Annotated in this window: 25 protein-coding genes, 1 pseudogene and 1 riboswitch; of the genes and pseudogenes, 12 read left to right on the top strand and 14 right to left on the bottom strand. The window is 58.7% G+C overall.

All coding sequences use genetic code 11. The annotated features are described in order from the left end of the window. Nucleotides 1-77 precede the first annotated feature (77 nt). Together ACTQXM_RS06370 and ACTQXM_RS06365 are read right to left on the bottom strand one after the other, a co-directional pair. Nucleotides 78-1,457, bottom strand: coding sequence for an aldehyde dehydrogenase (locus ACTQXM_RS06370; protein ID WP_441055208.1), 1,380 nt, complete (start codon nucleotides 1,455-1,457; stop codon nucleotides 78-80). 8 nt (nucleotides 1,458-1,465) lie between these two features. After that, complete coding sequence (locus tag ACTQXM_RS06365; protein ID WP_441537321.1) at nucleotides 1,466-1,981, bottom strand: iron-containing alcohol dehydrogenase; 516 nt, start codon at nucleotides 1,979-1,981, stop codon at nucleotides 1,466-1,468. Nucleotides 1,982-2,385: 404 nt separating this feature from the next. On the opposite strand from ACTQXM_RS06365, the gene ACTQXM_RS06360 reads away from it, so the two are divergent. Next, nucleotides 2,386-2,946 carry a ferritin family protein gene (locus ACTQXM_RS06360; protein ID WP_154517090.1) on the top strand — a complete coding sequence of 187 codons (561 nt, stop codon included), beginning with the start codon at nucleotides 2,386-2,388 and terminating at the stop codon, nucleotides 2,944-2,946. Nucleotides 2,947-3,195: 249 nt separating this feature from the next. Here the strand turns inward: ACTQXM_RS06360 and ACTQXM_RS06355 are convergent, their stop codons facing one another. Both ACTQXM_RS06355 and pdxR read right to left on the bottom strand, forming a co-directional pair. Next, a complete protein-coding gene (locus ACTQXM_RS06355; RefSeq protein ID WP_441063709.1) occupies nucleotides 3,196-4,068 on the bottom strand; it encodes a hypothetical protein in 873 nt (290 codons plus the stop codon). Nucleotides 4,069-4,613: 545 nt separating this feature from the next. Beyond that, entirely contained in the window at nucleotides 4,614-6,044 is a 1,431-nt protein-coding gene (gene pdxR / locus ACTQXM_RS06350) for a MocR-like pyridoxine biosynthesis transcription factor PdxR (protein ID WP_441537320.1), read from the bottom strand. Between the two features lie 145 nt (nucleotides 6,045-6,189). Here pdxR and pdxS point away from each other — a divergent pair, with 145 nt between their 5' ends. Together pdxS and pdxT are read left to right on the top strand one after the other, a co-directional pair. Further along, nucleotides 6,190-7,080 (top strand): pyridoxal 5'-phosphate synthase lyase subunit PdxS, encoded by an 891-nt coding sequence (gene pdxS, locus ACTQXM_RS06345; RefSeq protein ID WP_441537319.1) that lies wholly within the window; start codon nucleotides 6,190-6,192, stop codon nucleotides 7,078-7,080. A 20-nt stretch (nucleotides 7,081-7,100) separates the two neighbouring features. Next, nucleotides 7,101-7,688 (top strand): pyridoxal 5'-phosphate synthase glutaminase subunit PdxT, encoded by a 588-nt coding sequence (gene pdxT, locus ACTQXM_RS06340; RefSeq protein ID WP_441537318.1) that lies wholly within the window; start codon nucleotides 7,101-7,103, stop codon nucleotides 7,686-7,688. A 390-nt stretch (nucleotides 7,689-8,078) separates the two neighbouring features. On the opposite strand, the gene ACTQXM_RS06335 is transcribed toward pdxT, so the two are convergent. Together ACTQXM_RS06335 and ACTQXM_RS06330 are read right to left on the bottom strand one after the other, a co-directional pair. After that, entirely contained in the window at nucleotides 8,079-8,978 is a 900-nt protein-coding gene (locus ACTQXM_RS06335; protein ID WP_441537317.1) for a hypothetical protein, read from the bottom strand. A 152-nt stretch (nucleotides 8,979-9,130) separates the two neighbouring features. After that, nucleotides 9,131-10,480, bottom strand: coding sequence for an MFS transporter (locus tag ACTQXM_RS06330; protein ID WP_441537316.1), 1,350 nt, complete (start codon nucleotides 10,478-10,480; stop codon nucleotides 9,131-9,133). Nucleotides 10,481-10,750: 270 nt separating this feature from the next. Here ACTQXM_RS06330 and ACTQXM_RS06325 point away from each other — a divergent pair, with 270 nt between their 5' ends. Beyond that, nucleotides 10,751-11,161 (top strand): peptide deformylase, encoded by a 411-nt coding sequence (locus ACTQXM_RS06325; protein ID WP_441537315.1) that lies wholly within the window; start codon nucleotides 10,751-10,753, stop codon nucleotides 11,159-11,161. A 226-nt stretch (nucleotides 11,162-11,387) separates the two neighbouring features. On the opposite strand, the gene ACTQXM_RS06320 is transcribed toward ACTQXM_RS06325, so the two are convergent. Both ACTQXM_RS06320 and ACTQXM_RS06315 read right to left on the bottom strand, forming a co-directional pair. Continuing rightward, nucleotides 11,388-12,869: an aminotransferase class I/II-fold pyridoxal phosphate-dependent enzyme gene (locus ACTQXM_RS06320; RefSeq protein ID WP_427719776.1), complete on the bottom strand. Its 1,482-nt coding sequence runs from the start codon at nucleotides 12,867-12,869 to the stop codon at nucleotides 11,388-11,390. A 202-nt stretch (nucleotides 12,870-13,071) separates the two neighbouring features. Continuing rightward, nucleotides 13,072-13,929: a LysR family transcriptional regulator gene (locus ACTQXM_RS06315; RefSeq protein WP_441537314.1), complete on the bottom strand. Its 858-nt coding sequence runs from the start codon at nucleotides 13,927-13,929 to the stop codon at nucleotides 13,072-13,074. Between the two features lie 118 nt (nucleotides 13,930-14,047). Here ACTQXM_RS06315 and ACTQXM_RS06310 point away from each other — a divergent pair, with 118 nt between their 5' ends. The 3 genes and pseudogenes from ACTQXM_RS06310 (at nucleotide 14,048) to ACTQXM_RS06300 (ending at nucleotide 15,570) form a co-directional block, all read left to right on the top strand. Continuing rightward, the gene (locus tag ACTQXM_RS06310) at nucleotides 14,048-14,959 is read left to right on the top strand and encodes a DMT family transporter (protein WP_441537313.1); all 912 of its coding nucleotides are present in this window, start codon (nucleotides 14,048-14,050) and stop codon (nucleotides 14,957-14,959) included. Between the two features lie 267 nt (nucleotides 14,960-15,226). Then, nucleotides 15,227-15,370 (top strand): annotated as a pseudogene (locus tag ACTQXM_RS06305) (KUP/HAK/KT family potassium transporter); the annotation flags it as partial. Nucleotides 15,371-15,408: 38 nt separating this feature from the next. Beyond that, on the top strand, nucleotides 15,409-15,570 hold the full coding sequence (locus tag ACTQXM_RS06300) for a hypothetical protein (RefSeq protein ID WP_441537341.1): 162 nt from the start codon (nucleotides 15,409-15,411) through the stop codon (nucleotides 15,568-15,570). Nucleotides 15,571-15,649: 79 nt separating this feature from the next. Here ACTQXM_RS06300 and bsh read toward each other — a convergent pair whose 3' ends face one another. Both bsh and ACTQXM_RS06290 read right to left on the bottom strand, forming a co-directional pair. Beyond that, nucleotides 15,650-16,615 (bottom strand): choloylglycine hydrolase, encoded by a 966-nt coding sequence (gene bsh, locus ACTQXM_RS06295; protein ID WP_427719772.1) that lies wholly within the window; start codon nucleotides 16,613-16,615, stop codon nucleotides 15,650-15,652. A 244-nt stretch (nucleotides 16,616-16,859) separates the two neighbouring features. Next, nucleotides 16,860-17,279, bottom strand: a complete 420-nt coding sequence (locus tag ACTQXM_RS06290; protein ID WP_427794243.1) for a peptide deformylase — start codon at nucleotides 17,277-17,279, stop codon at nucleotides 16,860-16,862. Between the two features lie 193 nt (nucleotides 17,280-17,472). Between ACTQXM_RS06290 and ACTQXM_RS06285 the strand changes: the two genes are divergently transcribed. Together ACTQXM_RS06285 and ACTQXM_RS06280 are read left to right on the top strand one after the other, a co-directional pair. Then, on the top strand, nucleotides 17,473-18,783 hold the full coding sequence (locus tag ACTQXM_RS06285) for an NCS2 family permease (RefSeq protein WP_441537312.1): 1,311 nt from the start codon (nucleotides 17,473-17,475) through the stop codon (nucleotides 18,781-18,783). A 136-nt stretch (nucleotides 18,784-18,919) separates the two neighbouring features. After that, entirely contained in the window at nucleotides 18,920-19,585 is a 666-nt protein-coding gene (locus tag ACTQXM_RS06280) for an alpha/beta hydrolase (protein WP_441537311.1), read from the top strand. 59 nt (nucleotides 19,586-19,644) lie between these two features. Here ACTQXM_RS06280 and ACTQXM_RS06275 read toward each other — a convergent pair whose 3' ends face one another. The 4 genes from ACTQXM_RS06275 to ACTQXM_RS06260 all read right to left on the bottom strand — a co-directional run bounded on the left by ACTQXM_RS06275 (nucleotide 19,645) and on the right by ACTQXM_RS06260 (nucleotide 24,199). After that, nucleotides 19,645-20,979, bottom strand: coding sequence for a uracil-xanthine permease family protein (locus tag ACTQXM_RS06275; protein ID WP_441537310.1), 1,335 nt, complete (start codon nucleotides 20,977-20,979; stop codon nucleotides 19,645-19,647). A gap of 122 nt (nucleotides 20,980-21,101) precedes the next feature. Then, entirely contained in the window at nucleotides 21,102-22,235 is a 1,134-nt protein-coding gene (locus tag ACTQXM_RS06270) for a 5-methyltetrahydropteroyltriglutamate--homocysteine S-methyltransferase (protein ID WP_441537309.1), read from the bottom strand. 148 nt (nucleotides 22,236-22,383) lie between these two features. Further along, a complete protein-coding gene (locus ACTQXM_RS06265; RefSeq protein ID WP_427796141.1) occupies nucleotides 22,384-23,280 on the bottom strand; it encodes a LysR family transcriptional regulator in 897 nt (298 codons plus the stop codon). Nucleotides 23,281-23,290: 10 nt separating this feature from the next. Then, on the bottom strand, nucleotides 23,291-24,199 hold the full coding sequence (locus tag ACTQXM_RS06260) for an HAD-IIB family hydrolase (RefSeq protein ID WP_441537308.1): 909 nt from the start codon (nucleotides 24,197-24,199) through the stop codon (nucleotides 23,291-23,293). 161 nt (nucleotides 24,200-24,360) lie between these two features. After that, a riboswitch (TPP riboswitch) is annotated at nucleotides 24,361-24,471 on the top strand. A gap of 51 nt (nucleotides 24,472-24,522) precedes the next feature. Here ACTQXM_RS06260 and thiM point away from each other — a divergent pair. From thiM to ACTQXM_RS06245, 3 genes are read left to right on the top strand one after another with little or no spacing between them, the layout of a single operon-like run. Further along, complete coding sequence (gene thiM / locus ACTQXM_RS06255) at nucleotides 24,523-25,362, top strand: hydroxyethylthiazole kinase (protein ID WP_441041834.1); 840 nt, start codon at nucleotides 24,523-24,525, stop codon at nucleotides 25,360-25,362. A 3-nt stretch (nucleotides 25,363-25,365) separates the two neighbouring features. Next, nucleotides 25,366-25,707, top strand: a complete 342-nt coding sequence (locus ACTQXM_RS06250; protein WP_427719764.1) for a thiamine-binding protein — start codon at nucleotides 25,366-25,368, stop codon at nucleotides 25,705-25,707. Next, nucleotides 25,704-26,399 carry a thiamine phosphate synthase gene (locus tag ACTQXM_RS06245; protein ID WP_441537307.1) on the top strand — a complete coding sequence of 232 codons (696 nt, stop codon included), beginning with the start codon at nucleotides 25,704-25,706 and terminating at the stop codon, nucleotides 26,397-26,399. Before ACTQXM_RS06250 ends, ACTQXM_RS06245 begins: the two co-directional genes overlap by 4 nt. Nucleotides 26,400-26,700 lie beyond the last annotated feature (301 nt).

Raw genomic sequence — 26,700 nt, 5'->3', positions numbered from 1 at the left:
GAAGTCTACGGGTCCGTACGGACACAAATTCATCCTGTCTGCGTCTTTTCGACCGTTTGTCCCTACGCCATCTGATTTTAATGCACAAACATGCGCACGAATTTGTGCTTCCAGTTTGCGTAAGGTGCATAGCGAAATGGCACGTCCAGCCACGTTGCCTTGTTCACGATGCTCTTCTTGTGGCTAAACGTATCGAAGCTCTCGCGTCCATGGTACTGCCCCATACCGCTCGCTCCCATGCCGCCAAAGCCCATATGGCTCGTAGCCAGGTGCATGATCGTGTCGTTGACGCAACCGCCACCAAAGGGCACGTAACGCACAAAGCGCTGCTGAACCTCACGGTCCTGGCTAAAGATATACAGGGCCAGCGGCGTCGGACGATCCGTAATAAACGTCTCGGCCTCGTCTAGGCTCTCAAACGTCAGCACCGGCAAGATGGGACCGAAAATCTCCTCCTGCATCACGGCGTCATCGGGGGCCACGCCGTCCAAAATTGTCGGCTCAATCTTGAGCGAAGCCTCGCGCGCAGCACCTCCAAGCACGACCTTATCGGAATCGATTAGCCCATGCACGCGCGCAAAATGCTTGGCATTGACGATATGCCCGTAATCCTCGTTGTCGAGCGGATGCTCGCCAAACATACGGCGCGCCTCTTCCTTGATGAGGCCCAGCAACTCGTCGTGCACGCGCGTATCGACCAGCAGGTAGTCGGGCGCCACACAGGTCTGCCCCACGTTGAGCCATTTACCAAAGGCGATACGCCGTGCCGCAACCTTCAAGTTTGCCGTCGCATCCACGATGCAGGGACTCTTTCCACCCAGCTCAAGCGTCACGGGCGTAAGGTTTTTACTTGCGCGCTCCATGACGAGCTTGCCGACCGGAACGCTACCGGTAAAGAAGATCTTGTCCCAGCACTCATCGAGCAGCGCTTCGTTCTCGGCGCGCCCGCCCTCGACAACTGTCACCAGGCACGGATCAAATGCCTCTTCGCAGATCTGCTTGAGCACCGCACTCGATGCCGGAGCATAGGCGCTCGGCTTGATGACCACGGTATTGCCCGCGGCAAGGGCGCCGGCGAGCGGCTCGAGCGTTAGCAAAAACGGGTAGTTCCACGGGGCCATGATGAGCGTGACGCCATAGGGCACGGCTTGCGTTTTGCACACACTCACGGCGTTGGCAAGGTCGCACGGACGCAGGCGCGGACGACTCCATCGAGCCACATGCGCGATCTGATGACGAATCTCGGAAAGCGACGTGCCGATCTCGCACATATACGCCTCGTCATGCGACTTTCCCAAATCGGTCTTGAGCGCATGGGCAATATCGGCCTCGTGGGCCCGCACCGCATCGCGTAAACTCACGAGCGCACGACGTCGAGCATCGACATCAAACGTGGCATGCGTCTTAAAGTAGACGCGCTGGTCTCCGACGATGCGCGCAATTTCCTCGGTGTTCATGGACCCTCCTAGTTCTCGCCCTCAAACATACCACCCGCGACGACCTCGTACATGCGCATCAGCTCCAAACGGTCCATCAAAAGTGGAACGGGGTACAGCGGATTGGCCTCGGCATCGGCATGTGCCGCCATCTCGGGAATCTCAGAGCGGCGAATGCCCGTCACATATTTGGGAATGTCCAAGGCGGCGTTCATTCGATCGGCCCAATCGATAAAGGCCTCGACGGCATGCGTCAGGGCGACCATGCCCGTCTGCCCCGTAATGGAGGCGGGCAGACCGCGCGTGAACTCGGGGTCGTGCACCGCAAAGCGCGGGATATGCACAAAGTCGTTAATGGGGTACTTGTAGTGCGTCTCGTCATCGGTGATAACCGCCGCGAGCGTAACTTCGCTTCCCGTACCGGCGGTAGTGGGAACCGCAATAAGCAGCGGCAGGAGACGGTGGACGCGCAGCAGGCCGCGCATCTTGTTGATGGGCTTGTTTGGCTGCGCGATGCGTGCTCCCACGCCCTTGGCACAGTCCATGGCCGAGCCACCGCCAAAGCCGATAATGGCCTGGCAGGCGCTCTCTCAGCATGCTCCAGAATGCGTGGCTCGGTATAGGGCAGCACCGGCGATGCGATGCGAAAAACCGTTTGATACGTTCGGCACCAGGCGCAGCGGGCTAGATCATAAAGGAAACTCCCTCATTTGTTGATTGGTCAACATTTGTTCGACCGATTGTACTCATCAGAGGTCGCAGGCGGCCTGCCAATCGTTAATCAATCAACATCTTCATCTCTCAAAATTATTTTATCAAAAATCATTCCTAATAGGCTTCACATTTTGTTGCATTTATGGATAATAGAACTCGTCAAGACGCACGTCCGGAGAGGGCCCTTACGGGATCGGACAAGCGCCCCATCGCCATCCATCGAAAGGATCGAATCATGAAATTTGTTTGCCCCGTTTGCGGTTATGTGGAAGAGTTCGACGGCGACCAGCTGCCCGAGGATTTTAAGTGCCCCCAGTGCGGCGTTCCCGGTTCTCGTTTCCTGAAGCAGGAGGAGGGCAAGCTCGAGTGGGCTGCCGAGCACGTCGTGGGCGTCGCCAAGATGGAGGGCGTCTCCGAGGACATCGTTGCCGACCTGCGCGCCAACTTTGAGGGCGAGTGCTCTGAGGTCGGTATGTACCTGGCCATGGCTCGCGTCGCCCATCGCGAGGGCTATCCCGAGATCGGCCTATACTGGGAGAAGGCTGCCCACGAGGAGGCCGAGCACGCCGCCAAGTTCGCCGAGCTCCTGGGCGAGGTCGTGACCGACTCCACCAAGAAGAACCTCGAGATGCGCGTTGAGGCCGAGAACGGCGCCACCGCCGGCAAGACCGATCTTGCCAAGCGCGCCAAGGCCGCTGGCCTCGATGCCATCCACGACACCGTGCACGAGATGGCTCGCGACGAGGCCCGCCACGGCAAGGCTTTCGCCGGCCTGCTCAAGCGCTACTTTGGCTAAGCCAACCGCCTGAGAGATAATCTCTAACTTTAAAGGGCCCGAACCGCATGGTTCGGGCTTTTTTCGTGTCTCATGAACTCGTTAACGCCCTGAAATAGGGCCACCTTCGGCATCGACTTCTCGTCAAAAACTAAGTGAGTAGACTTTTTGGAACTTGCCGAGCAGACCATCCATATTGCTCTATAAAGCAGCAGGTAAATGACTTGTTGCAAAACGGCCTGGTCGCCATCACGCCAAAAGTCTACTCACTTAGATCCGCGCCGTCCACGATCGAGCTGTTTTGTGTCCAATGGACATCTTTCCGTCGATTACTCCCAATTTTGTCCAGTCAACGAATAGTTCAGACCGGAGTAACGCCTCAACCCTTTGCTCATCCGAGCTTTTTTCGCGATATTCAACATCGAGCATCCTGCATACGGCCTTAACGATCGCACGGAATCTATCCTCATCGGATATCTGTCCGTGTGTCAGGAGAAGCACGTCGTAGCCCATGGCTTGAAGCGCCGTCATGCGATCAGCGTCACGCAAGCCATCCCCCGCGCGCCCGTGCGAGGCCTTTCCCTGGCATTCAATGGCCACCTGTCGCCTCCCGTCCGGCGAGGAAAGAAGTAGATCGATATATACGCGGGTCTTTCCTACAATCGCTCGAGCACTTGTGCTTAACATCACTTTGACATTGAGCTCTATGCCGCAAAAACCTTCACCTCCCAGGGCTCGCGGCAGTCCAAGCAACAAATACGCCTCGACCTCAAAAGGCGAAGCGGCACCCAATGGAACGAGTTGCGACACCGCCATAAATCGATTGCCGTAACGCATCCCGCAAACATCTGAACAAAAACGGTCAAGGTCCCCATCCGAAACCAAAGCGGCGCGACGCCATAAATTTGAGGCGGCGCCGCCCTCGGACGGGCAGCGCACCCAACCCAACGTTGTCGAAATCGCACCCGAATCAATTGCACGCGAAAGCACCACCTCAAGTGCCGCCGGCAGGGCGCATACCGCAAACAAGCCGCACATCTCCGCCAATACCAGAAGAAGTTGGAGATCCGTCAGATGTCGAGACATGATAAATGCCGTCAGTAGAGGAGACGTGACCAAAAATCCATGCTCCGTTTCCAGCACGGATTCCCTGGGGAGTTCACCAAGAAACAGCCGCTGCCTAATGTTGGCAGGGCAAGTCCGTTTGTTTCTCGTCCGAACCAATGTATACAACGGAAAACCGAGCGCGACCGCAGCCGTCGGGTTGCGGACGAGGTCATATCGCTGCCGGTCTTCATCCGGCCGCGGAAGCGGAGGACACAAAGCGCGGACTTGAGGGGGCAAACGCCAGTACCTAAAAGCCGATATGTCACAAAGTAGATCCTTCATAGGCACAGGAAAGCACGAATTTCAACCCAGTCGGTCTCTCATTGGCGCGAACGCACCAAAAATGGCTCCGAACGAACTGCAAGGTTTTCAACAGCCCTCCCCAACTGGCCAAAAGCTTACCGAGAACTGGACGAAGCCCTGTTGAAAACCCCATTTTTTCTCATGCGGAAGCTTTGCGCGGCAAGTGAGTAGACTTTTTGGGACATCCCGAGCAGACCGATGATCCCACTTCTCAAAACCACAGGTAGATAGCTTGTTACAAAACTGTCTGGTCGCCAAAGTGCCAAAAGTCTACTCACTTAGGTTACAGAGTGCCCCATTATCTGCGATTCCAGGGTATTAAGCACCTCCGGACTCAGGTCGTCATACTGGACAAGAATTTGAGTTGAGTTTTCAGGGACAGATGCGCCATCGGCACACCAATAACAGTTACTGATATCGATAAAAGGGATGCTCGAGCGCGTGAGGGCCTGCGCAAAAGAGCTTCCGCCCGTTCCCCGCTCCGCAACCACGGTGCAGTAAAGACCTGCGTCTGCATGCTCGATCGAAACCTCTCCTGCTGGAAACGCATTCCGTACAAGCGCCACCAGGCCATCACGCGCCTCACGAGCACGAACGCGCACGCGGTTCACATGTCGCTCGTAATCACCCGATTCCAGCAAACGAGCCAAAGCGACCTGGTCGACAGAGCTCACCGACGAGGCGTAGAAACCAAGGTTGCACCTAAACCGCTTCATCAGCTCATCGGGCAACACCATGTACGCTAGACGCAACGCCGATGAAAGGCTCTTCGAAAACGTGTTGGTGTAGATGACCGATTGAGCGGCATCGATCGAAGCAAGCGCGGGAATCGGCTTGCCGGCCAGATGAAACTCGCAATCAAAGTCATCTTCGATGAGATATCGACCTGGTCGCTCGGCGGCCCAACTCAGCAGCGCATAGCGACGCGCAATGCTCGTCACAAGGCCGGTCGGATACTGATGGGACGGCATCAGGTGAAGGACATCGGTCCCCGTTTTCAGCAGAGCGCTCAAGTCTACGCCCTCATCATCCAACGGGATATGTCGAACTTTGCAACCCATAGCCTGATAGATGCGCGTCAGGCGCAAATAGCCCGGGTCCTCAACGGCATACACCTTGTCGGCTCCAAGCAACTGAACCAACATGGTATCGAGCAGCTGGGCGCCTGCGCCGATAACAACGTTGTTGGGGTCGACATTCATGCCCCTTATCCCGCGCAGATGGTGGGCAATTGCGCGTCGTAGCCGAGTGGTGCCCTGTGCCGGCGCGGTCGAAAAGATTTCGCGCTCGTCTTCGGATGCCAGCGTCGCCCGCAGCGCGCTTTGCCAAAGCCGCGCCGCCTCCAAAGCAGAAGGAGAAAGTGCATCGAATCGCTCGACCTGTCCGTTGACATCATGCGCGCCAGAACCCGCAGAGACGGCATCCCGGTCGATGCCCTCTGCAGCCGAAGCCAAAACCGGTGCATCCGGAAGCTCGCAAGCGTAGTAGCCACGACGCGGCATTGAGCAAATATAGCCCTCGGCAAGTAACTGGCTATATGCATTCTCGATGGTAATGACACTGATTCCCAGATGATTGGCAAAGGCGCGCTTAGACGGAAGATGCTCCCCCGCCGCAATGCGTCCAGCAACGATATCATCTCGAATTTGCTGGTAAATATACTCATAGAGCGATGCTTCGCCGCGTTTTTCCAAATTGTAGTCAAGCATGAGTTTATCACCTGACCTTATTGAGTTATTCAATCTGGTATTAGTCTGGCCTTATTATTGTCTCTAAAACTGAGTATTTCGCCATACCCAGCTCCCCGATAGGATGTTCCGTCAAGCAATGCACATGCCAACCAAGGGAGCAACCATGGCAGAACAGACCAGCAAGGCCGATCGCGTCAAACTCAATCGCGAGCTCGCGCAGATGCTCAAGGGCGGCGTCATCATGGACGTCACCACGCCCGAGCAGGCACGCATCGCCGAAGAGGCGGGCGCCTGCGCCGTCATGGCACTCGAGCGCATCCCGGCCGACATCCGTGCCGCAGGCGGCGTCTCACGCATGAGCGACCCCAAGATGATCAAGGGCATCCAAGAGGCCGTCTCCATCCCCGTTATGGCCAAGTGCCGCATCGGCCACATTGTCGAGGCGCAGGTCCTGCAGGCCATCAAGATCGATTACATTGACGAGTCCGAGGTTCTCTCCCCTGCCGACGACGTCTATCACATCGACAAGACCCAGTTTGACGTGCCGTTTGTCTGCGGCGCCCGCGATCTGGGCGAGGCGCTGCGCCGTGTTGCCGAGGGCGCCACGATGATTCGCACCAAGGGTGAGCCGGGTACGGGCGATGTCGTCCAGGCCGTGCGTCACATGCGCAAGATCCAAAAACAGATCCGCGACGTTGTTGCCCTGCGCGATGACGAGCTCTTTGAGGCAGCCAAGCAACTGCAGGTTCCGGTCGAGCTGGTGCGCGAGGTCCACGCCACGGGCAAGCTTCCCGTCGTGAACTTTGCCGCCGGCGGCGTAGCGACCCCCGCCGACGCCGCGCTGATGATGCAGCTGGGCGCCGAGGGCGTCTTTGTGGGATCGGGCATCTTTAAGAGCGGCAACCCGGCCAAGCGCGCCGCCGCCATCGTCAAGGCCGTGGCAAACTTCACCGATGCCAAACTCATCGCCGAGCTTTCGGAGGACCTGGGCGAGGCCATGGTGGGCATCAACGCCGACGAGATCGAGATTATCATGGAAGAGCGCGGGCGCTAGTCCGGCAGAAAGGATCGCCCATGAGCGATTATGCAGACCAAACGGTCGCCGTGCTGGCGGTCCAAGGCGCTTTTGCCGAGCACGAAGCAAGACTATCCGAGCTGGGCGCACACTGTATTGAGCTGAGGCAGGCGGCCGATTTGCAGCAGAACTTTGACCGTCTGGTACTTCCCGGCGGCGAGTCCACCGTTCAGGGCAAGCTACTTGCCGAACTCGATATGCTCGAGGATCTTCGTACCCGCATTGTTGAAGGCATGCCTGTACTGGGAACTTGTGCCGGTCTGATTCTGTTGGCGCGCGACCTTTCCGCCCACGATGACAAGGGAACACCGCGCTTGGCAACCATGAATATACTCGTTGAGCGCAATGCCTATGGCAGGCAGCTCGGCAGTTTTCGCACCAAGGGGCAGGTAGGCGGTATCGACGGTGAAGTGCCGTTAACGTTTATCCGTGCACCCCGCATCGTCGAGGTGCACGGCAATGCCAAGGCCTTAGCGAAAGTCGATGGACGAATCGTCGCCGCCCGTCAAGACAATCAGCTCGGCGTTACCTTCCACCCCGAGCTCGACGACGACACCCGTCTCCACGAACTGTTCCTACAAATGTAGGCAGAAAACAAACGAACGTGGATTTTCGGACGCATAGCAAATGAGAGTGGATAATCTCCCACTTTGAGCTTGGATGCAGGCTCAAACCGGGAGATTATCCACTCTCATGCTATGTAGTCGTTGGGGACGTTCTCAACGACTACATTGCGATAGACGGCCACGTTTGCCCAGATAATACCGACCAAAATAAACCTGTCCCTTTTTGGCAGGTTTGGATCAAGGCAACGCCGATGTTTTGGCAACGACAGCGAAAACCCGTACACGCGAGCAGGGCGCCTTGAAACGAGGCGGCATTGACCTTTTGGTCATGCCGCCGAAGTTGAAAGGCAGATTGCCGCTCTGGCGGGCTTGCAGCGTCGGCCCGTTACGGCGTTTGGTAAAACGCCGTAACTAAAAGCGGTTGCCGCGGAAGCCGCCACCGTTGCGGCCGCCACGGTCGCCGCCTCGACCGCCGCGGTCGCCGCCACGGTTGCCGCCGAAGCCGCCACGGTTGCCACCGCGGTCGCCATAGCCACCACGGTTGCCGCCAAAGCCGCCGCGACCGCCACGATCGCCGCCACGGTCACCAAAGCCGCCACGGCCACCGCGACCACCACGGTCGCCGCCACGGCTACCGCGGTCGCCAAAGCCGCCGCGACCGCCACGGTCGCCGCCACGGCCACCACGGTCGTCACGGCCGCCGCGAGGACCGCGATCCTCGTCCAGACCCATGGCGACGAGCGGAGCGATAACCTTATCGAGCGCGGCCATCAGCTCGGTGGCCTCCTCGTAAGAAAGCTCGGGCAGGAGCTTCTCCTTCTTGTTGGCAAGCTCGACCAGGCCCTCAGCGGCATCCTCGGCAGCGAAGACGACGATCTTGCGCATATCGCCCTCGGCGTCGTCGATGCGGCCGACCAGATCGGCAGCCTCGGCCTCGGCCATCAGGCCATCGAGCTCACGAAGGCGCATGCCCAGCAGATCGGACATTTCCTTCTGCTCCATCTTGGGCTTGAGGTCAAGGAGCTTGATGGCGCGCTCGATGTTCGCCATACGCTCGGCCTTAGCCTCTTCCTCCTTGGAAATAGCAAAGCGACGGCTACGCAGCAGGCGGGCGGCCTTCTGCATCTTGTCCATCAGCTCTTCGTCATCGTAATCAACGGCGGCCTCGACAACCTCGGCCTCCTCCTCGGCGGAAACCTCGTCAGCAGCCTCAACCTCGGTAGCTTCGGTCTCCACGGTCTCGACTGCCTCGACCTCGGCAGCCATGGTCTCGTTCTCGGTCTCGTTCATGATCTTTTCGTTCTCGGACATGAGACTCCTTCTTGGCCCTCTCGGGCATCATCGCCCCATTCGCGGGGCCCGTCGCGCACTCTTTGCGCTTTAAACATTCATGCCTCTCGGCAAAACGTCCATTAGTTTATGGTGTCGCCATCCAATCTAGCTGCAGAATCTATGTGCACACATTAATGCGACATGTGCAACTCGCGATGAGCGTACACCAGCGACGCCGCGAACCCGACCACGGCAATTACAGCCGCCACACGCACGGCAGCTGCAAACCCAATCGCCTGGGCAACATCTGTCGCAGCGCCAGCCGCGCCGGCAGTCGCTGCAGAACTCGAGAGCAGGCCGATAAACAGGGATGGGCCAAACGATGCGGCAATCATGTTCCACGTGTTGAGCAATGCCGTTCCGTGAGGATGCTCAGCGGCAGGCAGCGTCTCCAAGCCGGCCGTCTGCGAGGGACTCAGCACCAAACCGACTCCGGCATACACCACAATGGTCAGTGCCACGACGACGCCGATGTTCATGTTTGCCGCCGTCATCGAGATGGAAGTCTGCCCCACAGCAATCAGGGCAAAGCCGACCGGCAGCAGCGGCCATGCGCCACGAGTGTCCATCACGCGTCCGCCCACAATCGAGGTCACGGCGTTGCAGGCAATCGCCGGCAAAATGAGCAGGCCCGCAACAAGTGCGGTCATGCCGTATGCGCCCTCAAAATAGAGCGGCAACAAAACGCTCATCGAGAACGTCGTCATCATCGACACCACCACAAGCAGGCACGCAGGCCAAAAACGAACGCTCGCCATGGGACGAACGTTAAGCACCGGATGCTCGAGCTTGAGCTGACGGGCCGCAAACAGGCCGAGTAGCACAACGGCGGCGAAAAGCGTCACGATACCGGCAATCAGATTGGTCGAGAACTCGCCAACGGAATACACAAATGCCGTAATGCCGGCGGCGAGCAAAACAACCGACAGAATATCAAGCGTGGTGTTCGAGCGCTCTCCGACATTCCGAACAAACTTAACGCCCGCCGCAGCGACCGCAATGCCGCCCACCAGCGGCACTACGAACACCGCCCTCCAGCCAAACAACGTGCACATAAGACCACTGATCACGGGTCCAAACGCCGGCCCCAGCGTAATGCAGGCACCGCCCAAGCTCAGATACAGACCGAGCTTCTGACGCGGGGCGCAAGACAGCACCACGTTCATCATGAGCGGGAACAAGATGCCCGATCCCGCAGCCTGCAAAATACGACTTGGCAGCAAAACGCCAAACGACGGGGCGACCAGGCACAGGACTTCGCCGGCAACCATGCATCCACATGCGAAAAACAGCAGTTTGCGTGTCGAGAAACGGCCGGACAGAAAGGCCATGATGGCCGTAAAGATCGACGTCACGATCATGTATCCCGAAACGAGCCACTGCGCCGTGGTGGCGCTCACCGAAAAGGCCGCCATAATGTCGTGCAACGCCACGTTAATAATGTTCTCGTTAAACGCGGCGACAAAGGCTGCAATATACATTACGACGAGAAACGCCGCAGTGGCCGATGGCGCTACTTGAACTTGTTGCTGAGATTTGCTCCCCATGCATTTCCTTCCTCTTGGAACGACAGTCGCATCGCCCCAGAGGAACAGTCCGGGGCGAAAAATGAGCCCTAGACTTACGCCAGACGCCGCACGCGACGAATCTGACAACATGGTCCAACGTCGAAAGATTGTAACGCGGACGCGCAGCTTTCCTTCCGCGCTATTATTAAAAGTCCACAAAGCATAAGACATGAGGAGCCCGCCATGATTAAGCCCATCATGAAATCCGAGTTCTTTTTGCGCCTGCCTTCCGAAGACGCAAGGCCCGACGATGCCGTGATCGGGCAGGACCTCCTGGATACGCTCCACGAGCATGAGCACGAGTGCGTGGGGCTCGCCGCCAACATGATCGGCGTGCGCAAACGCATCATCTGCGTAAAGGACGGCAACAGGACGCTCCTGATGTACAACCCTCAAATTCTTGAGCAGGTCAATGCCTATCAGACCAGCGAAGGATGCCTCTCGCTAATCGGCGAGCGTCCCTGTACCCGCTATCGTCGCATTAAGGTGGAGTATTTGGACGAGAACTTCGTCCACCGCATCAAAAACTTCTCGGGCTACACCGCCGAGATCATCCAGCACGAAATCGACCACTGCAACGGCGTCGTTATATAGTTCCGCGAGTCAAGGAACATGATCTGTTTTCCTCCGTCCCCTTTGGATCATGGTAACGACGCAGGCTGAGCACACGACAGCGAGCGAGCCGCATTTGCGCCAAGGTGACGTGAAATGAGAGGGCGCTGACCTTCTGGTCGCGCCCTCGAAATTGAACGTCAGATTGGCGTGAATGCGGCTCGCGTAGCGTCAAGCGGTTCGCCGTTCGGTAGAACGGCGGAACCAATTAGGACTGGCGGTAGTGATCAAAGAAATCGGCGAGGTCTTCGAGCGACTCTTTGAGCACTTCCATGCGCGGCAGGTACACGATGCGGAAGTGATCGGGCTCAGCCCAGTTGAAGCCGCCGCCACGCGTGATGAGGATCTTCTTCTCGTGCAGCAGGTCGAGGGCAAACTGCTCGTCATCGGTGATGTTGAACTTTTTAACATCCATCTTGGGGAAGATATAAAACGCCGCGCGCGGCTTGACCACCGAGATGCCGTCGATCTTGCTGAGCGCCTCATACACAAAGTTGCGCTGCTCGTAGACACGACCGCCGGGGCGGATGTAGTCGTTGACCGACTGATGGCCGCCAAGCGCCGTCTGGACGATCGACTGGGCCGGCACATTGGAGCACAGGCGCATGTTGGAGAGCATGTTGATGCCCATGATGAAGTCGCTCATGCAGCGCTGGTTGCCCGAAAGCACCATCCAGCCAATGCGATAGCCCGCGATCATATGCGACTTGGACAGGCCGCTAAACGTAATGCAGGGCAGGTCGGGGGCGAGCGATGCAATGGAGACGTGCTCGTAGCCGTCCATGCACAGGCGGTCATAGATCTCGTCGGCAAAAATCATGAGCTGGTGCCTGCGCGCGATCTCAACGATGCCCTCGAGCACCTCGCGCGGATAGACCGAGCCCGTGGGGTTGTTGGGGTTGATGATGACGAGGGCCTTGGTCGCGCTCGTGACCTTGGACTCCATATCCTGCAGATCGGGATACCAATCGGCCTGCTCATCACACAGATAGTGCACAGGATGTCCACCGGCAAGAGTTGCGCACGCCGTCCACAGCGGATAATCGGGGCTGGGAATCAGAATCTCGTCGCCATTGTCGAGCAGCGCGTTCATCGAAAGCTGAATGAGCTCGGACACGCCGTTGCCCGTGTAGATATGTTCCATCTGAACATTGGGCAGGCCCTTGATCTGCGAATACTGCATGATCGCCTTACGCGCAGAGAACAGACCGCGCGAGTTGGAATAGCCTTCGCAGTCGGGCAGCTGCTGGCGCATGTCCTTGATGACCTCATCGGGCGTGCGGAAACCAAAGGGCGCCGGATTACCGATGTTGAGCTTGAGGATGCACTCGCCTTCGTCCTCCATACGGGCTGCCTCGTCGACAACGGGGCCGCGCACGTCATACAGAACGTTCTCGAGTTTGGTGGATTTAGAAAAAGTACGCATGGTGGTGCTCCTTGCAATTTGAGCTGAGGGATAGGGTTCGGGCTTGGAAACGTTGTGGGTCGATGATGTCTCGCCTTGATCGGCGTCACCGGCGAGCAGCCAGGTAACATCGACCTCCAAAATGCGGGCGAGCAGCTCTGCCACATCGCGCCGCGGAATCGTCTTGCCGCTCACATATTGGCTCATCTGACTCTTGCCGAGTTTTTTGCCGAGCATCTCCGATGCGCGGATTACGTCCGACTGGCGAACGTCGCGATCGGACATAGCCTGTCGCAGGCGATCGCTAAACGTCTCTTGGGTCACAGGAACCTCCTTGCTGGCAAAGTTCAATTTATAGAACACGAATTGAACCAAGGTTCAATTTAGCAAGCAGTATAGCGCCGTGCTATTTCTAAAAGTTCAATTTCAAAAATAACATGACCCAAACCTCAAGATTTATCCCAAGGCGGTAACGACGTGCGCCCATTTAGAGGTATTCGAGAAAACGGGCGGCGGCAAGCGAAACATCGGCCGTTCGATATATGGCGTTGATCTGCCGATGGGGATGCCCTTCGAGCGGACGCACGGCAACATCGAACTGACAGCGGCGCATGATGAGCGCGGGAAGAATGCTCACACCCAGGCCGTCCTCGACCATAGCCATAATCGCATAGTCATCCCAGGTCGACAGTTTTGAGTGCACTGCCAGTCCCGCCCGACGAAACAGCGGCGTAATCTCGTCATCGGTGCCGCGTTCTAGCAGAATAAACTGCTCGTTGGCCAAGTCGGCAAGAGAGACGACCTCCGCCGTGGCAAACAACGAGCCTGACGGCACTACCGCCATTAACTCGTCGCGCACCAAAGGCAGCGATGTCATGCCGTTTTCTCGGGGCTCACGAGGGATAAAGCCCAGATCGCAGCGACCCTCTGCCACCCATTGTTCAATCTCTGAATAGTCGCCCATCAGCAACTCGTAATCGACGTCTGGATGATCAGCACGAAAACGCGCAATCACCGGCGGCAGCACGTGGGTCGCCACGCTCGAAAACGTACCGATGCAGACTTTGCCGCGCATGAGCCCGCGCATCTCATCCACCCGTCGCTGCAAGCGAACGAATTCCTCGCAGAGCGCCTCGACAGCCGGCATGACCTGCCGCCCGTCGGCAGAAAGAGCAACACCTTCACGACTGCGGTCGAGTACCTTAAAGCCCCAATCGGCCTCAAGATCGGCCACCATGCGGCTCACGCCCGATTGCGAGTAGCTCAGGCGCTCGGCAGCACGCGTAAAGCTTCCAGCGCGCACGGTCTCCAGCAGCACCTGCATCTTTTGAATATTCGTTTCCACGACATGCCTCCACCTTCGCATGAGTTTTTGTCATGTTTTCCATACATTATATTCGCTTTTCTTCTAAAGCCAGTTCACCCATAGTGAGCATGCACGGATATAGAGGGGACGGCAGCGCATGGACAACGGATTGATTACGTATTTAGCAGCATTGTTGTTGTTTGGCTCCAACGGCATCATCGCTGCGGCCATCGCACTCCCGAGCTCCGATATCGTGCTGCTGCGCACTTTTCTGGGAGCCCTTTCGCTTGTCACCATCCTCGCCATTACCCAACGCCATAAGCTGCATGCGCCTTCTCGCCCCCGCGAAGCCGCAGCCCTCCTCCTCTCGGGAGCCGCGCTGGGCGCCAGCTGGATTTTTCTGTTCCGCGCTTATCAGACGATCGGCGTCGGCGTTTCTTTGCTGCTGTACTACTGCGGCCCCATCATCGTCATGGCCCTCTCGCCGTTTATCTTTGGCGAAAAACTAACCGGTGGCAAAATCGCCGGGTTTATCGCAGTCGCCTGCGGCGCTTTCCTCATTGCAGCGCAAGGTCTAGGCGGCAATATGCCCATTGCGGGCATCGTCTGCGGAATCGCCTCGGCCTTCTGTTATGCATTGATGGTCATCGCCAGCAAGGGCGCGCCGCACATCGAAGGCCTCGAGAACTCCGCGCTCCAGGTGAGCGCCGCCTTTGTGACCGCGCTGGTCCTTACACTCGTCACCCAAGGCACCCCCTCATTCCTGTCCGCCAGCATCGCCGCAACCATCGATTGGCGCGCCGTCGCTATGCTCGGCGTCGTCAACACCGGCATCGGTTGTCTGCTCTACTTTAGCGCCGTCGCCAAACTGCCCGTGCAGACCGTCGCTGTCGTCGGCTACCTCGAGCCGCTTTCGGCCGTCGTGTTCTCGTCCGCCCTTTTGGGCGAAGTCATAACACCGGTCCGCCTGATGGGCGCCGTGCTTATCATCGGCGGCGCGATCTTTTGCGAACTCGCCGGTAAACGCTCAGGCGCCAAGACCGGTATCGCTCAGGCAGCACGCGTCTAAAAGTTCCCTCTTCAGTTTCAAAGCAGGAGCGCGTCCGCGGTTATTACATTGCAGCAAAGCCATACAGCGGATGCGCCCCTGTTTTGAAATGCTACCTGCGTACATAAATAATCCTCAGCTGGGGATTATTGTCTAAAATTACCCGATGTGCCAAACAGCTCTTGTATGTATAAAGACGGCATAAAAGTTATCTGTCCAAGACAGATAACCGGATGTCCAAGGGAGTCCACGTGGCGCACGCCAAACTGGAGGCAAACCTCCAAGACCAGCACGGTCAAGTACGTGGTAATCGCCATGAAGGCCGACAACCACAACGAGAGCGGCATCTTCGCCCTGTTTAGCCTGGTGCGCAAAGTGGCGCCGTGGCTGATTCTACCTGCCATGATCAGCGGCGCGGCGCTGCTCGCCAATAACTCCAGCTCAAAGTTCAGATCGAGGAAGCCGAGGAAATGGATGTCGATATCTTCTCGAACGACCTTGGCAACAGCAACGAAGCCGGTAGGGACATGAACTTCGACCCCACCGAGCTGCTCGGGAGCGTCGCCGATACGCCCGAACAGCAACAGCTCGACGGCCTCGAGAGCGAACAACTCAACGACGCCAACTTCTAACGACGTCGCGCGTCGACGACAGCGGCCCTGCGCCTCACGGGAGGCGCAGGGCCGCTTTGCATTGCAGTAAAACCGCCGGCTACGAACGACGCGGCTCGGGAACCACGAGCCTATCGGGGCTCGCGCCCTCGGCATCCATCAGGCTCACGTAGCGAATCGACGGATCCTCATACGTTGAGTAATAGTAATTGCCCGTGCGCGCGCTAAAGCATCCGGTGTAGATAGTCTTCTCGAACTTGCCGTCACCCATCTTGGACGCACCCTCGATCATCGCCACCCCCTCGAGCGAGCGGAACATGCGAATGACGTTCTCGGCCTCGCTGTCTTTTTGCGGGTAATTGGCATTGAGGTATGCCGCCTTTACAAAACGGCTCGGCGAATAGCAGTCACCCGGAATACCGCGCATGCCGGCACCCGCGCCATAGGGCTTGAGCTCGGCGCCACGCCATGTCGCCGTCTGAGGAAAATCGCTTGTGGCGGTGATATAGGTGCGCAGGTTTTCCATGTGCCACGGGAAGGTCGGCTGATTGGCAAGGGTGTCGACCGGATCGTCGTATACATGCAGACCGTCAGCCATCATCTCGACCACGATGCTGCGCCGGCTGTCGCCGATAATCCAATGGAGCAGCGACACACCCAGCCCCTCTCCGGCAGATTTGGCAACAATCACCGTGTCGCGCAGCGCAGCCTCTACCTCGTCGACCGTCGAGAACGTCGCTGCCACCCACAGGGGAAACTCATAGGCCGCGATATTGGTCTTTCCATCAACCGGGTCCTCGGCATACTCGGCATAACCGGGAAAGTTGAGCCCTGCCACAGCCAGACCCGCATCGTTACCACAGTCGAAAAACATAGGATAGTTCTTGTAATCGATGCACATGCCGATTACCGCGTGTGCCGCCGACGCATCGTCGATAAACGAATACGGGATATGGAACCCGCGGGGCATCACGCGAACCTGTTGGCCGTAGCTAAAGCTCCAGTCGAGGTTGCGACCCAGATACATGTTGCCGGAATTATCGGTAAATCGAATGCTCGTGCACATGGCGCCTCCTAGCCATACGTCCTTGTTAAGCTCATTGTTACCAAACAAATAGGCGCTAAACACAAAAGCCCGGACATGACAATAACGTCACGCCCGGACCACACAAGCAAGATAAACTCAACCAAGTCAACCCCGCAGGTCGTCTAAGGAGTCAAAATACCGCAGATTGCCACGAAAGAGGAGCGAAGCGTACTTAAGGTACGCGAGCGAAGATTGAGCGGCAAGGTGCGGCGCTTTGGTCCCCTTAGACCAATTTTCCAAGACAGTGATCAATCATATGCTGGATCATTTGTGCCTCAAAGCCCGTGTAGTCGCGGCGGCACTCCTTCATCTTGCCGTCGACGATCTGGTCAAAGGCAACCTTGCACTTGATATAGCGCGTGGACTTGGTGATTTCGTCGTGCGTCAGGCAGCTCTCCTCCATCTTGCTGGCGCCCAGGCCAAACACCAGACGGGGGTTGTAGAGCACGTGGGGCTCGCCGGCGTCGTCCAGATAGACGCAGACCTTCTTGGTGACGCCAATCTGGTTGGCGGCAAGGCAGCCGGCGTCCTCGAGCGACTTGATGGTATCGATCAGATCCCGTGCGACCGACTCGTCCTCGACAGTCGCAACCTCGCAACGCTGGGACAGGATAGCCTCGTCGCGGCAGAGCTCTTTAATCATACGTTCCTCCAAAGAGTTCAATGTAACTGCTTAAGTATACGGTACCTACATATTTTCATGCGAAAAATACCGTCCGCCTGTTACAAAGCGCCGAACTTCAACATGCGAGAAGCATCGACCTTCCAAAGGCGATATAGTAGGTAAGTTCGTGTCAATCGGCCTAAACTCGGGGCCGAACAAGGAAAGGGTATGCATGGACGAACTATTTCACGTCAGCGAGCGCAAGTCCACAATCGGGACCGAACTCCGCGCTGGACTGACAACATTCCTGGCGATGGCCTACATCATCGCCGTCAACCCCGCGGTGCTCTCGGGCGCTGGCATCGATGCGGGAGCGCTCGCCTGCGCCACCTGCCTGGGCGCCGGCATCATGACCATCTGCATGGGCATCTTCGCCAACCGCCCGCTCGCCTGCGCGTCGGGCTTAGGCGTCAACGCGATGATCGCTGGAATCACCACCACCGTCTGCGGCGGTGACTGGCACGTGGCCATGAGCGTCATCTTCCTTGAGGGCGTCGTCATCTTGCTGCTCGTGCTTTGTGGCCTGCGCGAGGCCATCATGGATGCCATCCCGGTTGTCCTGCGTCACGCCATCTCGGTGGGCCTGGGCCTGTTCATCGCCATGATTGGCCTGTGCGATGCCGGCATTATCACCGCTGGCGCCGGTACACTCGTCGGTCTGGGCGACATCACCTCCCCCACCTTCATCGTCGGCATTATCTCCATCCTGGTGACAGTCGCCCTCGCCTGCCGCAACGTCCCCGGCTCGCTGCTCATCGGCATCATCGTCGCCGTTATCGCCGGTATCCCCCTAGGTGTGACCCATGCTCCGACCGGTATTATCGCCCCGCTCGACTTCTCGAGCATCGGTGGCCCCATCGCCGACGCCGGCGGCGTGCCCGCCATCGTCAAGGTCCTTACCGACCCCACGCTCCTCGTCATCTCGTTCTCGCTGCTCATGAGTGACTTCTTCGACACCATGGGCACCGCGATGGCCGTGGCCAAGCAGGGCGAGTTCCTCACCGACGACGGCAACGTCGAGAATATCAAGGAGATCCTGCTCGTCGACTCCGCCGCCGCTGCTGTGGGCGGTTTTATGGGCGTCTCCTCCATCACCACCTTCGTCGAGTCCACCTCTGGCGCTGCCGACGGTGGCCGCACGGGCCTCACCTCCGTCACCACCGGCGTGCTGTTCATTCTCGCCGCGTTCTTCTCCCCCATCGTCACCATCGTTTCCAGCGCCGCCACCTGCGGTGCTCTGGTCTACGTCGGCTACCTCATGATGAGCGAGGCCTCCGAGATCGACTGGTCCGACGTGTCGCAGGGTTTCCCAGCGTTCATGATTGTCGCCGGCGTGCCCTTCACCTACTCCATCTCTGCCGGCATCGGTCTGGGCTTTATCGCCTACGTGGTCGTCTCACTCTTTAAGGGCGAGGCCTCCAAGATCAAGCCGCTCATGTGGATCGCAGCACTCGCCTTCCTCGTCTACTTCTTTGTAGCGTAAGGGCAAAGCTGCCAAAGCAAAACCTCAAGGCGCAGAGTCGTATCAAGCGGCTCTGCGCCTTTCTTTTAGCGACGGTCCCTACGCCGACGTGCGACAATCGTATTTGTAGATGTCGAAATGCAGAGAGAAGCTTGTCATGGAAGCGCGTCAAAAGCAGATAACCATTCATTCAAAGCATGTCGAAAGCGCGCCCGTCATTTACCTTCCCGCGGTCATGGGTGACGGCACCGAGGTCTATAGCCGTTGTCTTGAGCTTGATTGCCCGCCATTCACCCTGGTCGCCATTGGCGGGCTCAATTGGAATCGCGAGCTGAGCCCTTGGGAATGCGACGGAACCGTGCGCGATGCCGAGCCCTTTGGTGGTCAGGCGTCCGGGTTTCTCGATGAACTGCTGAATCGGATAATCCCAGAGGTCGAGCCATCACTTCCCTGCCCGCCTACCTGGCGCGGCATTGCCGGTTACTCATTGGCGGGCCTCTTTTCGCTTTGGTCGCTCTGGCAGACCGATGCCTTTAACCGTGCCGCAAGCGCATCGGGGTCCCTATGGTTTCCCGGATTTGTCGATTACGCACACGGGCACACGATGCCAGCCGCGCCCAACGCCGTCTATCTATCACTCGGCAAAAAGGAGACCAAGACGCCCAACCGCATGATGCGGCACGTACTCGACGACACGCGCGCAATGGAGAAACTACTCAGCGACCGAGGCATCCCCGCGACCTTCGAGCTCAACCCCGGTAACCACTTTGCCCAAACCGGTGTGCGCATGGCCCGCGGCATACACTGGATACTGACGCATTAAAAATGGCGCCCACGCGTACGCACGGGCGCCATTTTTTTTGATTTAGCTGAACACAACTACTACTCGACAGTCTCCTCAAGTTCGGAAACGGCGAACTCAAAGTCGTTGCCAGGCAGAATCGCGTTGAGCACGATGCCCACCAGCGAGCCCACGGCAAGGCCCGAAAGCGAAATCGTCACGCCGCCCAGCTCCAGCACGATGCCACCGGCGGCGCTGTAGGCAATGCCGAGTGAAAGCACGAGCACCAGAGCGGCCACCAGCACGTTGCGGTTGTTCTGGAAATCGACCTGGTTCTCGATGAGGTTACGGACGCCCACGGCGCTGATCATGCCATAGAGCACGAGCGACACGCCGCCGATAACGCATGCCGGCATGGCGGCGATCACGGCAGCGAACTTGGGGCAGAACGAAAGCACGATGGCGCAGCACGCGGCAATGCGAATCACGCGCGGGTCAAACACACGCGTCAGGGCGAGCACGCCGGTGTTCTCGCCATACGTGGTGTTGGCCGGAGCGCCAAAGAGCGAAGCCAGAATCGTGGCGAGACCATCACCGAGCAGCGTGCGATGCAGGCCGGGATCGGCGATGTAGTTGCGCTCGCAGGTGGAGCCAATAGCGGATATATCGCCGATATGCTCGATCATGGTTGCAAAGGCCAGCGGCATGATGGTGATGATGGCCGTCGTGGCAAGGCCGCTATCGAACTGCGGCCCAAAGAGTGCAAACACCGTGTTGTCCCACACGACAGGCAAGCCAAGCCAGGGAGCGGCTGCGACGCCGGAGAAATCGACCTCGCCCAGCGCAGCCGCAACGGCATAGCTCACCACGACGCCCAGTAAAATCGGCACGATCTTGACCATGCCGCGACCCCAAATATTGCAGATGACGATTACGGCGACGGCAACCACGGCAACGAGCCAGTTAGTCTGGCAGTTGGCAATAGCGGAACTCGCCAGGATCAGACCGATCGAAATGACAATGGGGCCAGTCACCACCGGCGGGAAGAAGCGCATGACGCGCTTGGCGCCAAACGCGCGGAAGAGCGCCGCAAGCACCGGGTAGAGCAAACCGGCGCAGGCAACGCCCAGGCAAGCGTAGGGCAATAGCTCGGCCTCGCCGTTGGGCGCGATTGCGGCATAGCCGGCAATAAAGGCAAACGATGAGCCCAAAAATGCGGGGACCTTACCGCGTGACAGGAAGTGGAATAGCAGCGTGCCCAAGCCGGCAAACAAAAGCGTTGCCGATACCGAAAGGCCGGTGAGCACGGGCACCAGCACCGTGGCACCAAACATGGCAAACAGGTGCTGCAGACCGAGCAGGAACATGCGCGGGCGGCCGAGCGACGAAGCGTCGTAGATGGCATCGGTGACGGCGGGCGTCGAGGACTGGGACATGGATGTCCTTTCGAATGGAAGGGCGCTCGGGCATAGCGGATAACCTGCCCGAACGATACGGTCCGAACCATTGTACGCGATACGCCATGTCTCGCACGCGCCGTCACTTGCAAACGGTACCGCTATTTCCAAACACGCTCGGCAATACGCTTGACCAGCGCGATCTTTGCCCACTGCTCGCCTTCGGTCAGCTTGTTGCCAATCTCGCAGCTGGCAAAGCCACACTGCGGAGACAGATACAGATTCTCAAGCGGCACGTACTTTGCTGCCTCATGAATACGCTCGACGATCGCGTCCTCGTCCTCGAGCTCGGCTGCCTTGGTGGTCACCAGGCCCAACACGACCTTCTTACCGGGCGCAACATACCTGAGCGGCTCAAAACCACCGGCGCGCGGAGTGTCGAACTCCAGATAGAACGCGTCAACGTCCTCATGCGCAAACAGGTACGGGGCGATGGGATCATAGCCGCCCTCAAAGGCATAAGTAGAGTGGTAGTTGCCACGGCATACATGCGTATTGATCACCAAGTCGTCAGGCTTGCCCGCGATGGCAGCATTGTTGAGCGCCACGCCCAGCTCGCTCACCTTTTGCAGGTCAACCGGGCTCATGCCGGTCTTGGACACAAAGTCAGTATCGCAATAGATGCCCCAGGTGCAGTCATCAAATTGGATGTTGCGGCAACCCGCGGCATACAGATCGGCAATCACGGTGCGGTATGCTGCGGTGATGGCATCGGCGAGCTCTTCGTCGGTCTTGTAGACGGCGCGCAGGCTCTCCTGCTGGCCATCGCAGCGGTCGAGCGTGACTTCGGAGAACGTCTGGATCGGCGCCGGAATGGTTTGCCGCGCAACCTGGCCCTCGCCCTCAAGCGCCTTGACAAACTTGAAGTGCTCGACGAACGGATGGTTCTCGCCGCTAATAGGCCCGGTCACCACGGCGGTGTCGGCGGTAGTCTCCTCATCGTGGAACATATAGCCCGTACGCGAGGTGCGGCGCTCGATGCCGTTGAGACCCCACATAAAATCGAGGTGCCAGTAGCTGCGGCGGAACTCGCCGTCGGTGATGACCTGCAGGCCGGCGGCCTTTTGCTTTGCCACCAAATCGCGAATGGCCTCGTCCTCGACTGCCTTAAGTCCCTCGGCATCAAGCGCGCCTGCCGCATAGGCAGCGCGGGCGTCCTTTACGGCCTGCGGACGAAGAAAACTGCCGACGATATCGGCGCGAAACGGCGCTTTGAGCTGGGTGGAATTGCTCATAGGAATCTCCTTTTGCATGGAATACTTTGGCGAGCAAGAGTATGAGCGCACTCCTGGTTATCGTAAAATATGCGTTTATATATGTTTGCCATATAGTTTTCCTATATCCATTTCGACAGCTCAAGACAGCAACATCAAACGCTACCGGTTAGATATGCCTCCGGATGGCCTCGACATAAGCCTGTCCATAGCGCGTGAGCGTCGTATTCTTGCGCGTGATAATGCCGATCTCCATGTATTCATCCACATCGAGCGGAATCGAGATAATACCGGGGCCATTAAGCTCGTGGCTAATCACGCCCGAACACACCGTGTAGCCGTTGAGACCCATGGCTAGGTTGAACAAGGTCGCACGGTCGCGCACGCGGATATTCTTGCGGCGCTCAAACGTCGAGGTCAGTTCCTCGGAATAGTAAAACGAGTTGTAGCTGCCTTGCTCGTAGGATAGGAACGGATAGTCTTCCAAGTCCTCGAGCGTCACGCTGGCGTGGTCCGCCAGTGGATGGTCGGCGCATACAAAGACGTGCGGCGTGGCGCAGAAGAGTCCTTCGAATACGAGCTCGTTGGCCGCCAGCATGCGCTCGATAACCTCGCGGTTATGTTCGGATAAGTACAGAATGCCCAGTTCACTCTTCATGTGCGCGACATCTTCGATGATCTCGTGAGTCTGTTCCTCGCGCAGGGTAAAGTCGTAGCGCGCTGCATCGAACTCACGGATCACGTCGACAAACGCATTAACGGCAAAGGAATAATGCTGACAGCTCACACTAAAGTGCGGCACTTGCTCGGATGCGCCCTTGTACTTGCCCTCGAGCAGATCGGCCTGATCGAGTACCTGGCGCGCGTAGCCCAAGAATGTCTCGCCTTCCTCGGACACAATGACGCCCTTGTTGGTGCGCTCAAAGATGTGCACACCCATCTCGTTTTCGAGATCGCGAATCGAGGCGGTAATCGAAGGCTGCGACACAAAGAGCCGGCGCGAGGCCTCGGTGATGCTGCCGCATTCGGCAACCTTAACAACATACCTGAGCTGCTGAAGCTTCATGACTTTCTCCCTAGACGTTCGTGACGCCAAGACCCGTCGCGCCCATCTGGCGCATAAACGACGGCATCTCCCCCGTCGCGGCGCAGGCGGCAATCTGATGCAGAGCCCCGGCAACCGCATCGTCTGCCGCAGCGCCGATATGCCAACGCGCGGCAGCCGTGACGGCCTCATTGGCATTGGCGACTGCAACGGAGTTGGGAACGGCATTAATCATGGGCAGATCGTTATCGGAATCGCCGAACACCGCCACCTCGTCGGGCGTTAGGCCCAAAGCACGCGCCAGCTCCAGCGTGGCACAGCCCTTGTCCCAACCAGCCGGAAGAATGTCAAACAGGCGCACTCGGTTGTTGGGAAACACAAGCGAGAGTTCCGGCACCTCGGCGGCAACGCGCTCGCGTAGCTCCGCGAGCCCCTCACGCGAACGGGCACTCCAGATATTCGCCTTGAACACCGGCGCGTCACCGACAACGGGACGGCACGGGGCCTCTTCGCCTTTGAGCCACGCGTTGCCGCCCGACTCCATAGCGCGACGCACGCGCTCGGGGTCGCTCGTCACGCAATAGGCGTCATTGTCCCAATAGTCATCGCCCAGGCTGTAGACCTTCAGATAGGTATCATCGGTCTCTTGCTCCAAGTAGTCAGCCAAGCGAATAAGGGCGGTGTTGTCGGTCGCATGCGAGGCTACCACCTCGCCGTCGACAAACATGACCTGGCCGTTGCAGAACGCACCGGTCGAGAAGCACTCGGAGCGATTACGAAACATCCAGCCCATCGCGGACGGCTGACGGCCCGAAACCGGGCCAAAGTGCAGGCCCGCCGCCTGCATGGCATGAATGCCCTCGATGGCGTAGTCGCTGGCGCCGTCATGCCCGGCTGGAATCAGCGTATCGTCCATATCGGTCAGCACAAGTTTGATCATAGAGTCCCCCAGTCATTTTCACCGTATCCATTGTAGCGACCTGCCAATAAGGGACAGGTTTATTTTGGCAGGTTTTATCTGGGAAAATGCGACGCCCCAGTTGCCACCTACCAAAATAAACCTGTCCCTTTTTGGCAGGTGCGCTAGTATAGGGAACAACAGATTCGATGCGGGAGTGCCGGCGGTGCAAACCACAAGGCTGAGAGGGCATGGGGCCCAATCCTTTGAACCTGTCAGTTAATGCTGGCGTAGGGAGCATGCCGCCTTTACAGGGGCGCTGTCTATGCACAGCGCCCCTTTTCTATGCCAAGGAGGCATGTGCAGTGATTGATTCGAAACAGCTTAAACAAAATGTGGTCAAGGCCGTGGAGGAGATTCGCGCCACCAACCCGATGGCCGGCTCCATCACCAACACGGTGACGATCGACTTTGTCGCCAACGCGCAGCTCGCCGTAGGCGGTTCGGCCGCCATGGTCTATCTGCCCGACGAGGGCGAGGCGCTCGTTGCCGGCGGCGGCGCCATCTATCTCAACATGGGCACGCTCTTCCCCATCTACGAGCAGACGATTCCCCGTGCGGCCAAGGCGGCACACGACGCCGGCAAGCCCTGGGTGCTCGATCCGGTGGGCCTGGGCATCGGTAGTCTGCGCACCCAGTTGGTAAACGAGCTCAAGCAGTACAAGCCCGCCATCGTGCGCGGCAACGCCTCCGAGATCATCGCGCTCGCCGGCCTATGGGGTCTTGAAGGCGAGGCGGCTGACCTGAGCCGCGTGCGCGGTGTCGATACCACCGATACGGTCGACGCCGCCCGCGGCGCTGCCGTGGCACTCGCCCGCTACACCGGCGGCGCCGTAGTGGTCTCGGGCGAAGTCGACCTGATTACCGACGGCACGACCGTGGCCAAGTCCCACGGCGGCAGCCCGCTCATGTCCAAGATTACCGGCTGTGGCTGCTCGCAGGGCGGCGTCCTGGCCGTGTACGCTTGCGCCGCCGATCCGTTTACGGCAGCCATCTGCGGTACCGCTGTCTACAACGTTGCCGGCACGCGTGCCGCCTCTGTCGCCGATGCCCCGGCAAGCTTTAAGGTCGCCTTTATCGACGAACTCTACCGCGCGACCGCTCAGGATATTGCGAATAACCACCTCGAGCTCGAGGAGGCATAAGCCATGTCCGAACCCGCAACCGCTGCCGACATGAACACGCTCGTCGCCGTAGCCATCGCCCCGTGCGGCACAGGCGACGAGCTGTCCGCCGAGGTCGCCGAGGTCGTGCGCGTCATTCGCGAGAGCGGCCTTCCCAACCGCACCACCTCGATGTTCACCGAGATCGAGGGCGACTGGGACGAGGTCATGCAGGTCGTACGCGACGCAACCTTTGTGTTGGCAAGCAAGGGCATCCGCACCGAAGTCGTGCTCAAAGCCGATATTCGACCCGGGTTTACCGACACCATGACCGGCAAACTCGAGCGCATGGAAGCGCAGATCAAAAAGCAGGAGGAAGCACGATGAGCATCCGCGACAACCTTGATATCTCGGCCTATCTGGTACTCGGCCCCGAAAACACGCTGGGACGTCCCGTGGGCGATGTGGTAGCGCAGGCGCTGGATGCCGGCTTTACCTGCATCCAGATGCGCTCCAAGGTGGCAAGTGCCCGCGAGATCATCGCGCTGACGGGCGACGCCGCGCAGGCTATCGCTCGCGCCGGCAAGACCGGCAAGGTCGCCCTGCTTATCGACGACCGTCTGGACTGCGTACTCGCCGCACGCGAACAGGGTATCGCCGTCGACGGCGTGCATGTGGGCCAGAGCGATATTCCCGTCGATGTCTGCCGCAAGCTTCTGGGCCCCGATGCCATCGTGGGCCTTTCGGCCCGTTGCGAGGAAATGCTCGAGTACGTCAAGACCGCCGACATGAGCCTAGTCGACTACCTGGGCATCGGCCCGCTCCACGAGACCGAGACCAAGCGCGACTGTGGACGCGCGGCAGATGGCTCCATCATCACCAAGAGCTTTGAGGACCTGGCTGCGCTCCATGAGGCAAGCCCCGTTCCCATCGTGGTCGGCGGCGGCGTCAAAAAAGCCGATCTGCCGCAGCTCAAGGCCACCGGCGTCGACGGCTTCTTTGTGGTGAGCGCCGTCTGCAGCGCTGACGACCCCCACGCCGCAGCCAAGGAGCTTGTCGACACCTGGCAGCAGGCATAGGCATAGGCCGAGCAGCTGATTCGCAGCCTCATATCTTCAATAGCGCAAAGCGCATCCCAGTTTGGACCTCCATTCTGGGATGCGTTTTCCATATAGAGAGTCAGCGGGAAACTGTGTCCCAGTCTAGACGTAGATTCCGGGATGCACTTTCCGGAATCCGCCGTCTGGGAAACTGTGTCCCGTTCTGGGCGGGGACTGCGGACGATTTCTTGGACCGTTACGCGGCCCTTCCCAGCGCGGCGCGGAACTCGGCCGGCGTGCGGCCGCCGAGCGCATCGCTGCGCCTCTCCGTATTGTATCG

Origin of the sequence: Collinsella sp. LCP19S3_D3 (genome assembly GCF_052121455.1) — a bacterium.
In the GTDB taxonomy this organism is placed as follows: Bacteria; Actinomycetota; Coriobacteriia; order Coriobacteriales; family Coriobacteriaceae; genus Collinsella.
The sequence above is the reverse complement of the archived record's forward strand: the minus strand, read 5'-3'. Positions and strand labels throughout refer to the sequence as shown.